This window comes from Psychromonas aquimarina ATCC BAA-1526, from assembly GCF_000428725.1.
Classification (GTDB): domain Bacteria; phylum Pseudomonadota; class Gammaproteobacteria; order Enterobacterales; family Psychromonadaceae; genus Psychromonas; species Psychromonas aquimarina.
This window is the reverse complement of sequence record NZ_KE386793.1, coordinates 192524-208845: the sequence shown is the minus strand read 5'-3', so window position 1 is coordinate 208845 and position 16322 is coordinate 192524. Positions and strand designations below refer to the sequence as shown.

General features: G+C 43.0%; 8 protein-coding genes and 1 pseudogene. 4 read left to right on the top strand and 5 right to left on the bottom strand.

The genetic code is table 11. The features are described from left to right. Positions 1 to 124: 124 nt before the first annotated feature. Together G337_RS27325 and G337_RS0124365 are read right to left on the bottom strand one after the other, a co-directional pair. Positions 125 to 1903, bottom strand: a complete 1779-nt coding sequence (locus G337_RS27325) for an EAL domain-containing protein (RefSeq protein ID WP_051303592.1) — start codon at positions 1901 to 1903, stop codon at positions 125 to 127. 154 nt (positions 1904 to 2057) lie between these two features. Continuing rightward, entirely contained in the window at positions 2058 to 9482 is a 7425-nt protein-coding gene (locus G337_RS0124365; protein ID WP_028866165.1) for a transporter substrate-binding domain-containing protein, read from the bottom strand. Between the two features lie 179 nt (positions 9483 to 9661). Between G337_RS0124365 and G337_RS28820 the strand changes: the two are divergent. Continuing rightward, positions 9662 to 10075: pseudogene (locus G337_RS28820) on the top strand (IS4 family transposase); the annotation flags it as partial. A 36-nt stretch (positions 10076 to 10111) separates the two neighbouring features. Here the strand turns inward: G337_RS28820 and G337_RS28030 are convergent. From G337_RS28030 to G337_RS27315, 3 genes are all read right to left on the bottom strand, one after another. Continuing rightward, entirely contained in the window at positions 10112 to 10714 is a 603-nt protein-coding gene (locus tag G337_RS28030; RefSeq protein ID WP_028866164.1) for a hypothetical protein, read from the bottom strand. A 232-nt stretch (positions 10715 to 10946) separates the two neighbouring features. Continuing rightward, positions 10947 to 11243 (bottom strand): Dabb family protein, encoded by a 297-nt coding sequence (locus G337_RS0124350; RefSeq protein ID WP_028866163.1) that lies wholly within the window; start codon positions 11241 to 11243, stop codon positions 10947 to 10949. A gap of 13 nt (positions 11244 to 11256) precedes the next feature. Beyond that, positions 11257 to 11559: a hypothetical protein gene (locus G337_RS27315; RefSeq protein WP_037028590.1), complete on the bottom strand. Its 303-nt coding sequence runs from the start codon at positions 11557 to 11559 to the stop codon at positions 11257 to 11259. 659 nt (positions 11560 to 12218) lie between these two features. Here G337_RS27315 and G337_RS0124335 point away from each other — a divergent pair. The 3 genes from G337_RS0124335 to G337_RS0124320 form a co-directional block, all read left to right on the top strand. Next, positions 12219 to 13589, top strand: a complete 1371-nt coding sequence (locus G337_RS0124335; protein WP_028866161.1) for an L-serine ammonia-lyase — start codon at positions 12219 to 12221, stop codon at positions 13587 to 13589. A gap of 636 nt (positions 13590 to 14225) precedes the next feature. Beyond that, the gene (locus G337_RS0124325; protein ID WP_051303658.1) at positions 14226 to 15497 is read left to right on the top strand and encodes a serine/threonine transporter; all 1272 of its coding nucleotides are present in this window, start codon (positions 14226 to 14228) and stop codon (positions 15495 to 15497) included. A 157-nt stretch (positions 15498 to 15654) separates the two neighbouring features. Further along, the coding region (locus G337_RS0124320; protein ID WP_028866159.1) for a sulfite exporter TauE/SafE family protein at positions 15655 to 16322 on the top strand (668 nt) is incomplete at its 3' end.

Sequence of the window (16322 nt, the reverse complement as noted above, 5' to 3'; positions counted from 1 at the left end):
GGCCAAAATAATTGCGATTATTAATAGTAATGTTTTGTCCAGCTTTTGTTTTCGAGACATTGCGCCACCTTAGTACTCTAGACAGACAAAAAGTGAATCACCTTTGATTTTAAATGACTCTCTTTTAAATATGCAGTTTATATCGAGCTTCTTCACCTAATCTTTGGACGAGTTCATTAATCTCTTTTTTCAATTCAATAATGCGCATTTCCCGATCAACCATAGCTTTGTTAAACTTCTCCAGCTCGATATTTTTTTTAAGCAGCGCCTTATTTCTCTCTGACAACTCCAAATGAACACTCACTCTTGCCTGTAATTCCGGAATACTTAGGGGCTTTGTTACGTAATCAACCGCACCTACCTCAAATCCCTTTATCCTGTTAAATTCCTCATTCATTGCCGTAACAAAAATCACCGGAATATCTCGGGTGCTCTCCTGCTGTTTAAGACGCTTACACGTATCATATCCATCTAACTCAGGCATATGGATGTCCAGTAAGATAAGATCGGGCTTTTGCTCAGTGACCATAGCTAGAGCTTCCAACCCGTTTAAGGCTATCCGGACGTCATAGCCCCAATTGCATAAAATTTTCTCAATAACGGCCAGATTATCTACATTATCATCCGCAACGATAATGCTTTCTTTAGCTGCAGAATAATTCACCACAGGGCCCCCGTCTCCATCATAAGATGTTACTTCTAACTTTTGCCCGATCAGCCAACGTTCAAACTGCTCTGCATCCAAAGGCTTGGCGACAAAATACCCCTGAATAAGATTACATCCGGCATTCACTGCAATATCCCAATCGCGCTGATCCTCTACGCCCTCGGCAACAATTACCAAATCCAGTTTTTTTGCCAAATTAGCACTCGACTCTAAAATAGCGTGAGCTTCCCTATCACAATAAACTTCGTGCACAAAGGCTCGATCGATCTTTAACTCGGTAAAAGGAGCCTGGTACAACTGCTCCATTGTTGAATAGCCTGTCCCGAAATCATCTATCGACAACCCGAATCCTTTGAGTCTTAATCTGGCCAAAACATCAAGGGACTTTGTCAGGTTTTCTACCAACTGACTCTCTGTAATCTCCAATGTAATAAGATTACAAGGCACCTGCTTAGCATTAGCCAAATCAGCCAAAGTCTCAGGTAAATTTACATTCTCTAGTTCCCGGGCAGTAATATTAACTGCCAGTGAAAATTCGTAACCTTTATTCAACCAGTCACTAAACAACGAAACAGATTGTTCAAATATACTTATGGTCAAAGAGCTAATTAAGTTGAACTCTTCAGCTAAGGGGATAAATGCAATGGGTGGGATTATGCCGTTCTGAGTATGAAGCCATCTCGCGAGCACTTCAACTGATACGATTTGTTTGTTATCTGCCCTCACTTTTGGTTGAAAGAATGGACAAATATCCTTTTTTTGAATAGCAGCCTTTAACAGCTCAGGTGTAATAGAATTAAATGACTTAAATGGTGCTTGTCTAACAGATTCAGCACAAGGTTTTATTTGTTGCAGAACTTGATTAATAGCTTTAAAACTTAAAGGTTTACTCAGTGTTGCGACAAGATTCAGGCTGTGTGCGCTAGCCAGGCTTTCGGCCGTTTTTAAGATTCTAATGTCTTCACCACTGATCAAAACAAGTGCACCGGAGTATTTATTCAACGCAAGGTGACGCATGACTTCTATACCGTCAATCCCCGGCATATTCAGATCTAACAAAAAAACGTCGACCCCGTTGTTATTATTCAGCCGGTTTATAGCTGCCTGCCCACTATTAACAAGTTCAATATTCGTCACACCTGCTTTCTGCAATACGGCCCGGACTTGATGCAGCACCAAGTCGTTATCATCTACAACAATAAACTTTAGACTTGCTGAATCAACATTATTAGACATGGTATGCCCCTTCCAAAATTAAGTACGACTATCCACTATAACCAGCCAAGCAATTCGACCATCGTAATTCATTTTCTATTTCGCTTGATATTTATATATTAGAACACCTGTAAATTGACCAGCTCAGCATATGCATCAATAGCCCTGCTTAAAGCTAACCGTTAAACACTTTTTTGAGTTCAGCGACTCTAAAGCCCGTCACCATTATCTTAAATCTATTGCCAATTTCATTATTCCATTCAATCACTTGTATCGTAAGCTGGCGTAAAGTGGAAATTTTTCCTGAGTTTAACGCAGCTCGAATCTGTTCTCGTAAAAGCTCCGGCATACCCACCAGCTCTTCAGCCTGTATATTAATAAGAATATCACCCGACGGTTGTTTTTCCTGATCAGCAAATATAAGCTCCAGATTTTCAAACTTGGCGACTGTATTGATAAGCGCATCAATGTTGATGGGCTTGCGCAGCACCGCATTAGCACCATGCTCTTGAATACTTTGTATCTCACTTTCCAATGCACTGGCCGTTACTGCGATAATCGTCGTGTTTTTCGCCTCAGGCAGCGCACGAATAACTTTTGTCGCTTCTATACCACTCATATTCGGCATCACAACATCCATCAACACTACGCGTGGATGCTGCTGTTTAAATTGCTCTACCGCCTGCAAACCGCCTTCTGCTTCAATACAAGGAAAACCCATAGGGTTCAAAGCGCGCAAAATGATATCCCGATTCGTTTCATTATCATCCACGATTAAGACCAGAGGAGCTTCTCGCCCCTCTGCGACGGCTTTCACATGTTTTGTTTCAGAGCCGTGACTAATTTTTTCTTTAGAAGATCGCTGCATAACCACAGTTACGAAAAAGCGGCTGCCCTGATTGATCTCACTTTCAATACGAATATCTCCCTGCATCATGCGCGCAATTTTTTGGCTGATTGCCAAACCCAGTCCCGTGCCGCCCATGCGTCTGCCGCCTTTCTCCTGCGAGAAGGCTTTAAAAATATGCTCCATACGCTCATTGGGAATACCTATGCCGGAATCTGCTACTTCAAACTGCAGGCTCACGCTATTTCCTTCACAGTGAAGAACTTCTGTAGTTATACGAACAAAGCCGCTTTTAGTGAATTTAATGGCATTACCTATTACATTGATTAAAAGCTGGCGCAGTTTTCCCTGATCAGTAAGCACATACTGCGGCGTATCCTTACTATAGGATACTTGCAGACTTAAGCCTTTGCTTTCTGCTCGAACACGCAATAATTCTTTCAGATCCTCTAACAGAGCATACAGATCAAAATCTTGCGTATTCAACTCCATAAAACCAGCTTCAATCTTAGACATATCCAAAATGTCATCGATCAACCCTAATAAATGTTCGCCACTGCGATTAACAGTACCAAGAATTTGATGAACTTCCCCGTCCAATGATTGATCTAGTTTCAATAGCTGTACGTAACCCAAAATGGCATTCATCGGTGTCCGGATCTCGTGAGACATGTTAGCCAGAAAGATGCTCTTGGCCTGATCAGCCTCCTGAGCCTGCTCTCTCGCTTGTTCCGCTATTTTATTGGCGTCATGCAGTTCCCGGGTACGGCTCTGAACCCTTTCTTCGAGCCCTACGTAGGCGGTCTGCAGAGCATTATTGGCCCTAGACCCCAGTATCATCACTAACAAAGTCAACGCCGTCGAAACCACCACAGTAGTCAATAATATAGCCACCACCACAGCTCGAGCCAGAAAATAAGCATCCATCGCCTCGCCCACATTAATTTCGGTGGCCATACCGACAGCGAGCTCATCGTTCCAGAGCCATGCTCCGACGACAGGCACACCACGGTAATCTCGATAGCCTTCCATATTAAAGCTAGTTTCTCCCTTAGTTGCACTGGCGGCCATTACGGTCAAAGGCTGTTGTTTTTGCGGTGTATTCGTTTTAAATCCTTCGATAAGATTACCGCCGGGATTGCGTATATCAACGGAAAGTATACCCTGCTCATGAGATTCAATCATTCCGGCAGCTATCAAATAAGGTTTAAAGCGGCTTTCTGAGAGCAGCCGGCCGGTGCGATCAAAGGTGTAGGTTTCGCCTGTCTGTCCCAATCGTCCCAGTAAGTTAATACGGCTAAAGTCTCTATGAGGATCAAAGCGTTCTGTCAGGACAGCAATGACCTCCCCCTTTAGATTTCTAATAGGAGAAGCAAAAAACATCGTCGGCGGAAATTCATGCCCGGCAATATTGGCGGTTCCTTCAATGGGAACATCCGAGACTATGGGGGGAATCATCAGTGTCTCGCCTGCAAATACCCGTTTTAGCAGCTCCGGCCGCTGCTGCCAAATAGGATTAGGTAAACCAATATTCGTATCTCGCAGGGAGGCGATATTAATGCCGTCAGGGGCAATAATAAAAAAGCCAACATGCCCCACCCGCTCTTGAAGATCTTTAAAAAGCCTACGTAAACCGTTCAGAGCCGGGGTAGGCAATAAGTTTTTATGATTTTGATAATATGACAACTGCTGCTTAGTATACTCTATAACCCGGGGATCGGCTGCGATTCCAGCATTCCTCTCTTTCTGGTCTTCTGCCCATATGTTTAACCCTTCCATTGTCGTTTGCAGTACCGTTTGTACGGACTCTTTTATATCACTGCTAATTTTGTCTTTGATACTGGCTAAAGCAAACCAGGCTAACATCACGGCAACAACAATTAATGCAGCATTAAAGAGTAAGGCAACACGTTTTCCAGCAGACGACGTGAATTGATAAGCGAGCGGATCTCGTTTAGATTTGTCTAATAAACGGAACAGCAATAGAATCACGGCGACCAGTATAATCAAAAGCGCAACGCCCTGCATAAGACGCTGCCAGCTGCCCCAGAGACTTACTTCACTTATGAGACTTTCTTCGGCCGATAAACTTGTTTTCTGGCTGACTACCCATTTCCGTTGTAAAGTCTGTTTTTCTTCAACAGTCACGGCATCCATGGCCTTTTGCAGAATATTACGCAGCATTGGCCAGTCTTTTCTCACACCAATATGTAAAAAATTATCGAACCGACTGTCTTTAACGGTTCCAGTCAGCTTAATGCCGAGGAGATTCGTTTCATCGATGATATAATCCATTACGCCTAATTCACCAATCGCGGCATCAGCTTTACCTTCGATCACCGCCTGCAAGGCTCCGAGACTGTTTTTGACCAAGTACAGGTTGATCTCTGGGTAAAAACGCTCAAGCAGTTCCTTTTCGAAAAAACCCTTGGGCAAGGCAATAGTTTTTCCCTCTAACTCTTTTAACGAAGTATAACTGCGTCTGTCTTTGTAGACATAAATGCCCGTCAAGAAGTGCAGGTAGCTATCAGTAAAATTGATATATTCGCGACGGTTTTCGGTATTGACGATATTGAGCATAACATCCAGCTTTTTGTTCCGGATGAGGTCCAGAAACTCATTCCAGCTGGGGCCGCTGAAATATTCGACACTAATGTCCAGTTTATCTGCCAGTAAGTTCATATAGTCGATGGAATACCCCATGGGTCGGCCATTTCGGTTAAAATTGAACGGAGGCCAATCCAATTCGTTGTGTACTCGTATAACCGGGTGTTCAGCGAGCCAGGCCTGCTCTTTATCTGAAAATGTTACTGTAACTACCTCTTTTACTGTACGACGTTTTGTAGAATATCGATTTATTATTTCCAATCGCTCAACTTCTGAAATAGACTTTATTCCTTTATTGAGTGCGCTTACAAGTTCCGGCCAGTCCTTTCGAATAGAAAAAACCAATTTGAGCGGTTCTCCTACAGTGAAAACTGGTGTCAAAAAATCAACCCCCTGCTCAGCCATTGTATAACTTATAATTTTACTGCCTATCAATGCATCTGCCTCACCAGAAAGAATAGCATCGAATATTTCAGAAGAGTTGTTTTTAGGCAGCAGCGTAATTTCCGGGTAAACAGATAATAATTTTTCGATAAAAAGATTGCCTTTGTGCATTGCAATTCTTTTTCCAGAAAGATCCAGTGGTGATGTGATGTTCATCGGATTGTCTGATCGAACAAAAATTAATTTATAATGACTTGTATATTGATCCGTAAAGAGCGCAAATGAACGCCTTTCATCGTGTACCGCCGAAGAGGAAAGCCCGTCTATTTCCTTGTTCTCCAGCTTCTTTACCATATCGCCCCAGCGGCCGACTTCGAAACTGATATTCGTACCCAGCAGCTGATTTAACAGCGCAACAGTATCTGCGTCTACACCTGAAAAAGATCCGTCCGGATTCTTGATAATCCACGGTTTCCATGTTTCATCAATGCCTAACACTATTTGGGGATGCGCTTTGATCCATGAACGTTCTTCGGTCGTGAGCTGTAAGGCTTTCTGCCTTTTAGTAAGTTCAAGGCCTTTCTCCGGCACGTCTATCAAAATCCATTTTTTTATAATGCTGTTGATGGTATCCTGACCAATCACGTCCAAGGCCTTATCAAGAATCGAAACTAATTCTGGCCAGTCCGTTCGAACAGAAATGACCGCCTCCTCAGCACCTGAAGGGGGAACAAAAACAGGTTCAATACTGGTATTCACACTTCGTAGTAAATAGTAGTAGTCAAAATTCAATCCCAAAACGACATCGACCTTGCCCGCCATTAATAATGCTTCGGCTTGTCGAAAGCTACCGGTTTCTGTAATAGTTATTTCGTGTGCTATCGGAGCAAGCACTTTTTCATAGAGCTTAATCTGTTTCATATGGGCTACCCGCATCCCTTTAAGATCCTTTATTTGATTGATTTGATAGTCACGCCCACTCCTACCATAAACAATCGCTATGCCGGAAAAATATCCCTTGGTTTTTAAGAGTCCAACTGAGTCAGCCAAGATATGACTAGCCGCAAGTAATCCGTCAATCCTTCCTTCTTTGGCTTGTCGAACAATGTTGAGCCAAGCGCCAACCTCAATATCAATATCCAGACCGGAAACGTCTGCCATTTGTTCAAAGATCTCGGGCAGGATGCCGCTTAGCTTGCCGTCAGCGCTCTGGATCAAGAGCGGTTCAAGGTCAGGAGTAAAGCCTAAGTGGATTCTAGAATGTCCGGCTAGCCAGACCTGTTCTTCGGGTGTAAGATTAATGACTAGCGTTTCTTTTTCTAAAGGCGCAGCCACCCATTTACTTCGTATAGAACGGTGTTCTTCTTCATTAATCCCTTGAATTGCTTTATCTAGAATCGAAAGAAGCACTGGATTATCGTTACGCACCCCTATGCGCTGTTTGCTGAGAATCTCATCAAAACTCAAATAGTTTACTTTGAGATTTCCAAAGAGGTGTTTTTCTATTTCATGATTGACGACTATCAAATGGCCGAATACTCCGTCTACCTTTCTCGTGGATAGAAGGGTGAGCGCTTCCTTGTATGAATCTATCTCGACTATTTCTATGGCCGGATAGCGTTTTGGGAGCAGCTCGGCTTCGACTGTTTTTCTTTTAACAATAATCCGTTTGCCTTGCAGCGCTTCAAGTGAGCCGTATTCAGGAGCCCCGCTTCGGGTAAAAAGAGCCATGGGCACTTCGATATAGGGGTTAGTAAATACAAGTTTTTCGACGCGCTCAGGAGTGGGGTTGGCGTTAATGATACCGTCTGTTTTGTAAGCCATTGCACTGGCAAGCGCCTCCGTCCATGATCCGGCATCTAAATTGATCGAAACTCCCAATTTTTCTTCAATCAAGCGAATGTAGTCGATACTGAGTCCTTCCATCCTTCCTAGTGCATTTCGGAAGTTCATCGGTGCGTATCGGTCATCGACGGATAGAGTGATGGTATTAGTTGCTAACCACCCTTTTTCTTCAGGTGTAAGTTTTATCTGTTGTGGTATTTTGAACCACTTGGCACGCAGTTTATTATAAGTTCCGTCAGCTACAACTCTAGATAATCCTTCGTTAAGCAGTGATAATAATTTTTTATTGCCCTCTTTTACTGCAAACGTAAAATCTTGCTTAAACTCATCTATTCGTAATATCGGAACAATGTTATCAATTTCCAGTTTGTCCAGTATCCGAGTGCCCACTATTTCATTTGTAATAACGGCATCATATCTACCTTCTGAAAGAAGGGTGAATGCTTCCTCAAAAGAGTCCACTGCTATCAGATTTTTTGAAATTTTGGCTCGACTAGCAAATTCTTCGGCATTATCTTTTGTTTTTACAATGATCTGCATGCCTTTAAGATCTTCTATTTTTCTGACTCTATTATCTCCTTTTCTAACATAAACCTTGCCATAAATAGTTATGTAGGGAACAGTAAAATCAAACTCCGCTTCTCTTTCCGGTGTTCTTCCAACAATGGGTAAGGCATCTAATTTTCCGGCTGCTAACGACTTTTTAATCTCTCGCCATGGAGCACTATAAAACTCAACCTCTAAATTGATCGCGTTAAGACTTGCCTTTAAAAGCTCAACAGAAAATCCATCTGCTTCTCCGGCCTTATTAACCCCGGAGAATGGAGGGTAGTCATAGTCTGCAGCAGATCTTATTACCGGATGCTCAGAAAGCGTGTACTTTTCCTGTGTATGGGATAAACCGGAATATCGAACCGGCCCGGGGACGCTGCCATAAACAAAGCGGCTCAAGTCGACAACAGCATCTGCCAACCCGGCTGTCTTGTAGGTATCCGCGATCGGCTTATAGCGTTCTATAGTGACAGTACCAAGCGGAGTGATTTCTGAGAGGATCATCAGATCGGTCATTTTTGCTTCATAGACCAACAGATCACGATTCAATCCAGGATTATACTTCTTTAAAATAAGACCGATTATTTCTTGCGGGTGGGCCAGGGCATATTCCCATCCTTTGAGGCTGGCCCGTACCATGCGTTCAACCCGATCAGGGTGCTCACGGATCTCCTGCTCAGTGGTAAACAGGTTGTCACCGTAGAAATCGACACCATAATTGCGAGGATCTATTATATTGGCCGCAACTCCCCGCTGCTCGAGGGCATAAGGTTGACTGGTAATATAAGCAGACAGCGCATCCACGTCACCCTGAATAAAACTGTCCATATTGAAATTGTGTTTAACAAACTCAACCTGATCAAGATCGCCGATAGTATTGACCAGCATGGCAATGAGCGGCGCATCACTCAGAGATTCACGGTCCATCATTACCCGTTTACCGCGTAAATCAAACGGGTTTTTCAGTCCGGAAGAACTGTGGGTTAATAACACCAGGGGGGAATGCTGAAAGATCTGTTTAAGCAGGACCACGGGGTGCCCCTGCATACGTTTGACCAGCAGGCCTGCATCAGCTGTGCCATATTCGGCTTCGCCATCAAGAACCGTTTGTATGTGATTTTTTGCAGGGCTGCGTTCCTGCAGGATGACGTTGAGCCCTTCTTCAGCATAGAACCCCTTCTCAATGGCGGCGTAGTATCCGGCAAATTGGAATTGGTGGAACGATTTAAGCTGTAGAGTCACCTTTTCAAGATTAGAGGCAGGGTTTTCCTGTGCCCATGCCTCATCTTTCGGAGTCAGCAGCAAGATTACCGAAAGCAAAGAAAATAAGATTATTGTAAAAACGCGATTTACTCTCTGATTCACAGTCAAACCACGAATTAAGAGGGAGATACCTAATTTAATATAGTCGGCCGAATCTAGTACGTCTATGTGTTGTTTATGAATGACTTACTCAGCTCCGCTAACTTCTAAACGGTAATCATGAAAATGAATTTTTACCCGCGGCAGCATTGTATTTAGCTCAGAGCAAGTAGCTGCTCTTTTATCATGAGAGGTGGGAAATTGAACTTGGTTATCGTGATATCAAGAGCTCAATGCAGCACAATACCATCACATTACGTAATAAAAACGTTGATCTGCTGTATCAAGAAATCTGGGATTATTACTTGGCTATAATTTAGTCAAAAGAGAGGCCAGTCAGGCTGCAGTCGAGCATCAGCGATGCCCCCAACGAAATCAGTTTTAAGTTTGCCTGTCATTTTATTGCAAGTCAGTTGATAGTGATGAAAAAAGCAATGCCCTCAGGTAATACACCTAAGCGATTAAAAGAGTTACGAGGAAATCTGGCTATACTATTTATCGAAAACGCCCTAAGCCATCACAACCGATGGGCGATAAAGACATCAAAAACACGCTGCCCCGTTAATTACAATACAGACCCACTTAAGCTTAAGTGAACTGCATTGCGTCTCGGACGACTCTTTTATTGAACATTAACTGGGAACAGTTTCATCCTTGCCGGCCACAGCATCCATTTTTTTCTTAAAAAGCTCCCTCTGACTGCTATTATGCGGATCTTTTAACAGCTGCAGATAATCTTCAAGATCGGCTTTAATACACTGATGAACGGCATTATAGTTAACTGTATCTCCCTCGTCGCTGCGGTTATAGAGCGCACCGCTCGAACAGACCCGGGCCGTACTCTGGATCTCGGCCTGATGCAGAATGCCGCAGCGGAATTCAATATAAAAATCATTACACTGCTTCGGCGTGCTGAAAAACGGCGAAAAGCGCGAACTGTCACGAAGAAAACGCATAAACACTCTCTGTGACTTACGGTTAGTATCTAAAAGCCCCTCTTTAAATGCCTGCAGCGTTTCCATCAGCAGCAGATCTACAGCAAGAATAGTAAAACCAAAATTCATCTGCCTAGGTTCAAGGCTGTTTTCAATTTCAATCAGGGCGTCTACGGGGTCGATATAGCGGGCGTACAAGCGGCTTTTCAGTACATCAACAGCCTGTAACCAGTGCTGTTCATTTTCCTGAAGATGCAGCGCTTTCCAGTCAGCGGCAGTAAAATTCGGTGCAATTTCCAATGCGTCTCCTTATGCTGAGCCATAGGCTCTATTAAAGTCGAGACAGGTAAAGTCAAGCTGTCATTGTCTATAAGCAGACTGAGCCGCATTATATTCTCAAGCAGGCAGTGAATAGACGGCGTGATTGACATACTTAGAGTATAGCCGCTCACACTGTCTTAGCGTTTCTTCATAGGTAAACCCCAGACGTTCAGGTAATGCACGGCTTATTTCTATCTGTTTTCGATTAAATTTAAAGACTGTAATCCAGTACAATAATCTCATCAAGTACACGACGGAAAATGACTTTTAACGCTTCATGCTCCGGATGCGGCAGATAATTATCCCGCCCCTTCTGATCCGCAAAGGTCATCAAAATACAGTGGGTAAAACCTCTGTTTTTATTTTCCGGACTGTCGTTTTCTCCCCACTCTACAGCCTCTACTCCCTGCACTTTTGACGGTATCGCTGCAAATGCCGCCTGCAGCTCTGCAATAGCCTGAGGCTGTGCATCTTCCTTAAAACGCACCAGTAATACATGACGGATCATATTTCTTCCTTATTTATTCAGCTTGTTTTCCAGCAAGACTCGGTCCGACACACTCAATAAAAGGGCCAAGTTGTTTAAAAGCTTTTTCCTGTTCCTGTTCAGACGGCAGATATTCAGGTGCCCAGTCGATCGAAAAACTACCGCTGACAGCTTTTTTCTGCGGCCTGGTATCAATATCAAAACCGATAGAGACCTGATATTTTTTCCCCTCAGGCAGCAGTGAAGCGCAGTCTGTTACCTGAGCATTAAATCCCTGGGAGGCCTGCACGCCAGTAACAGAAAACAGCAGTGGGATAAATATTTTTAAGACTTTCATAGAGGTTCCTAATAAACACTTTAAAGCGCACCTTTATAAATACAAGCGCCAGCATGTAATCAGTAAACTACCATGGTCCGACAATAAAGAACAATAATATCACTTACATAGAATGAAAAATGCAGCTGTTGATAGTGACTGGTGAGCTGCGGCAGAAGCCGGCAAAAAAGGCAGTTCCCTTTTCCGCTATAAAAACAGCATATCATTATTCTGAAAATCAGATCAGTATATGCAAAAGGTTTCACATAAGACCAGCGTTAATTTATGACACTTACCCTGCCATTAAGCAAGTAATTATCAACAACATATGAATGGTTACTAAATAGCATTCAACACTTCGAAGATTTCCGCTAAAAAATTGTACTTTTAATATTTTCACCAGCTTAAAGAACGCGCGACAGTTGCGTTTTTGTTATCTCACGCAGGTATTTCGCCTAAAATATTTATCGACACCCGCGGCAAGTTTGATAACATGGCGCCCGTTTCACTAACAGTGATAAATTGATTTATCAAAGATTATGTTCGGCATTAAACGACAAGCAATGGATGTTGAAATATTCAAGCCGGACACAACAGTTTAAGAGTAATAAATGTACAAAAAATTCAGCCATACAGCTATTCCGACTAACCCCATTCAGACTTGTATATAGGAACACCTCATGCTTTCCATTTTTGATATCTATAAAATCGGTATTGGTCCGTCAAGTTCACATACTAATGGTCCAATGATTGCGGGTTATCAGTTTGCTTGTTCGATTAAAAATAAATTATCAATACTTAAAGAGATAAAAGTCGATCTTCACGGTTCACTTGCACTTACCGGCAAAGGCCACCATACCGACAAAGCTGTGATTTTAGGGTTATTAGGTTTTCAGCCTGAAACCATTAAAATCAGCAGTGCCAACCTGCTCTTTCGTGAAACACTCAGTTCACTACAGCTGCCGGTTTTAAATGACAAAACGATTAACTTTGATTCTGAAGAACATATTGAGTTTCACTCGGATAATCTGCCTCTTCATGAAAACGGCATGTCTATCAGCGCCTTTGATAATAATGACCAACTTATTGCGTCAGAAACTTATTATTCTATCGGCGGCGGTTTTATTAAAACGGCCGCTGAATTAGAAAACGGTCCGACGGAAAATGAGATAAAACTGCCTTTCCCTTTTAATTCAGCAGAAGAGTTATTAAATAGTGCTGATGCACAGGGTTTAAGTATCGGCGCATTAATTCAAAAAAATGAACAGGCTTTCAGATCCTTAGGTGATATCGACAGCAAAGCAGATCAAATTTGGAAGGTAATGTCATTATGTCTGAAGCGCGGTCTGCAGACAGAGGGGATTCTTGAAGGCGGTTTAAACGTGATCCGTCGTGCTCCGGCTTTACTCAAAACACTTGAAGCCAACGAAGTCATTGACAGCGATCCGATGACGATTCTTGACTGGGTAAACTTATTTGCCTTTGCGGTCAGTGAAGAAAATGCAGCCGGCGGACAAGTTGTTACTTCTCCGACTAACGGAGCCGCCGGTGTTATTCCTGCCGTACTGATGTATTACCACAAATTTATCCGTGAGTTAGATACCAAGCAGTTAAAAGACTTCTTAAGTGTTTCTGCGGCTATCGGCATGCTTTATAAAACTAACGCTTCTATTTCCGGTGCAGAAGTCGGTTGCCAGGGAGAAATCGGTGTTTCCTCTTCCATGGCGGCGGCCGGATTAACAGCCATCCGCGGCGGCAGTAATGAGCAGATCTGTATTGCGGCTGAAATTGCCATGGAGCACTCATTAGGTATGACCTGTGATCCGATCGGCGGTTTAGTACAGGTCCCTTGTATTGAGCGCAACGCGATGGGCGCAATGAAAGCCATTAATGCTTCTCGTATGGCACTGAAAAGAAACAGCAAATCACTTATCTCATTAGATAAAGTGATTGCCACTATGTTCCAGACCGGTAAAGATATGAACAAAAAATACCGCGAAACATCATTAGGCGGCTTAGCTGTAATTCACCTGGCGGCCCCTTGTGAATAATTAACAGCGTATAAACAGCAACCAGTCTGCATCGACAGACTGGTTTTCCCGCAGCATCAAATCAACTATCAGCAGCACCTCAAACCATTCAGACTCAACAGTTTCCTGATTCAAACAAGCAGACAGTACGACCTGCAGTGATTCACTTTTTTATCTGCTTAAGCCTGGTTACCTGTTAACTTTATAATCCTCCAATAAAATTATTACCTGTATTTTTTATACCAGCAGATTCAAAAAAAGACCGCAGCTTACATCTTTTTTAACCTCAGAATGCATAAACATGCAAAACGTTTTTTTCAGCTTTTTTGACGCCGATTTTATTTTTATTGTTAGTTTACAATTGCTTTATATGCATCGAGAATTTTCTCGCAAAGCTTGTGTTTATTAAATAAGCCAATTGTATAAAAACTTCTCACCCTTACTGCTTAATTCAAAATTATTTGAGAAAAACCCTTTTTTTAGCGGCGGAATTGAATATTGATCACTCTTTTATCTCTACAATTATATACGCTGAGCGCTGAAATTATTTCATTCTGCAGTCACTAAATGACTGCAGAATTCTTATTTATTCAACCTACAACAAGGGTGTAAGCAGCACCTATAAAGGCAATTTTTATGCAAGATGAAGCAACTTTTATGCAGCAGCAGACGATGACAGGAGAAGTCAGCGAAATTAGCGTCCAGGGTTGGACGCGCCGGGATACAACTTGGATGCTAAGCCTGTTCGGCACAGCAGTTGGTGCCGGTATTTTGTTCCTTCCTATCAATGCCGGCATGGGGGGGTTCTGGCCGCTGGTGATGATGGCAGTAATTATCGGTCCGATGACTTATTTAGCTCACCGTGGTCTGTCTCGTTTTGTCTGTTCATCGAGCAAACCCGGCAGTGACATTACTCATGTTGTTGAAGAGCATTTTGGTATCGGAGCAGGTAAAGCGATTACCATACTGTATTTCTTTGCTATCTACCCTATCGTACTTATTTACGGTGTAGGTATTACTAATACAGTTGACAGTTTTATCGTTAATCAGCTTGGTATGGCTTCCCCGCCGCGCTGGCTTCTATCTGGCGCCTTAATTCTAGCTATGATGGCAGTTATGGTTTCCGGTGAAAAACTGATGCTTAAAGTAACCCAGTTTCTGGTATACCCGCTGGTAGCTATTTTAGTATTTATGTCTTTATATCTGATTCCGAGCTGGAAAACCGATGCTCTGATGCAGGTACCTGCATCTTCAGATTTCCTAGGCACTGTGTGGTTAACTATTCCAGTACTGGTTTTTGCCTTTAACCATTCACCGGCAGTATCACAGTTTTCAGTAGCACTGAAACGTGAACACGGCGGCAATGCATCGAAAAAAGCCGATGTGATCCTGCGTAATACCAGCATGATGCTGGTTGGTTTCGTAATGCTGTTTGTATTCTCATGTGTACTTTCTTTAAGCCCGGCACAGCTTGCAGAATCTAAAGAGCTGAACTTGCCTATTCTATCTTACTTAGCAAACGTTCACGCCAGCGGCTTTGTCAGCTACTTCGGTCCGATTATCGCTGTTATCGCGATTGTTTCTTCTTTCTTCGGTCACTACATGGGTGCGACCGAAGGTATGAAGGGCATCGTTACCAAGCAGCTTCGCAGCAGTAATAAAGAAGTATCAGAGAAGAAAGTTGATAAGTTTATTCTCGGCTTTATGTTCTTCACTATCTGGGGCGTCGCTGTAATTAACCCGAGCATTTTAGGTATGATTGAAGCATTAGGCGGTCCGATTATCGCGGCTATTCTTTACCTTATGCCTATGTATGCCGTATACAAAGTACCGGCACTAAGAGCTTACCGCGGCCGTATCAGCAACATCTTTGTTATCATCGCCGGTGTATTAGCCATGACAGCAATCCTGTTCGGCATGCTGAGCTGATTAACAGCAACTTAAACTGCAGTTAAATCAAGCCGCCCGCGTTTATCGCCGGCGGCTTTTTTTATATCTCAAATTAATTTGAGAAGAGTGCTTTTTATTTTTCTTAAATTAGTTATGCTCCATTATTTCCAGTAACTTGATTAATCGGGAAAATTCAGTGTTTACAGTTATCGATCCGACTACATTATTATTAGCTTCTGTGATTATATTTTTAGGTTCACTTACCCAAAGCCTGATCGGTTTCGGGCTGGCCGTTATTGCCTCGCCGCTGTTGTATATTGTTGACCCGCAGCTGGTGCCCGTTCCGGTGATCTTAATGGGTTTTTCTATCGCTCTGTTAACTCTGTTTAGAGAACGCAGAGAATTAAAATTTGACGGCATGCAGTACGCTCTGCTGGGACGGATCCCCGGCGGTTTTATTGGTGTCGCTCTGCTGATGCTGGCACCACAGCCGGTACTCGGCCTGGCCATTGCTGTTATTGTCGGACTGACGGTTATTCTCAGCTTTCTCAAATTTAATGTCAGTATTAACCGCTTAAGTTTATTTATCGCCGGTATATTATCCGGCATATTCGCTAATATTGCCGCTATCGGCGGGCCGCCGATAGCCATTCTGCTGGCCGGCAAAGAAGCTAATCAGTTTCGTGCAGCTCTTTCGGCATTTTTTATTATAAGCTCTCTTATTTCACTGGCTATTTTAGCCGCAGCTGGATTTTTAAATACGACTCAGCTGCAGCTGTCACTGATGCTGCTGCCGTCGATGCTCCTCGGTTATCTTGTCTCAGGTAAGCTGGTTCAGCGTATTAACAAAGAACAGATTAAGAC

Excerpts from the sequence above, each read along its gene's own strand:
- G337_RS27325 (WP_051303592.1), bottom strand. The coding sequence starts at position 1,903 with ATGTCTAATAATGTTGATTCAGCAAGTCTAAAGTTTATTGTTGTAGAT.
- G337_RS0124350 (WP_028866163.1), bottom strand. The coding sequence starts at position 11,243 with ATGATCCGTCATGTATTACTGGTGCGTTTTAAGGAAGATGCACAGCCT.
- G337_RS27315 (WP_037028590.1), bottom strand. The coding sequence starts at position 11,559 with ATGAAAGTCTTAAAAATATTTATCCCACTGCTGTTTTCTGTTACTGGC.
- G337_RS0124335 (WP_028866161.1), top strand. The coding sequence starts at position 12,219 with ATGCTTTCCATTTTTGATATCTATAAAATCGGTATTGGTCCGTCAAGT.
- G337_RS0124325 (WP_051303658.1), top strand. The coding sequence starts at position 14,226 with ATGCAGCAGCAGACGATGACAGGAGAAGTCAGCGAAATTAGCGTCCAG.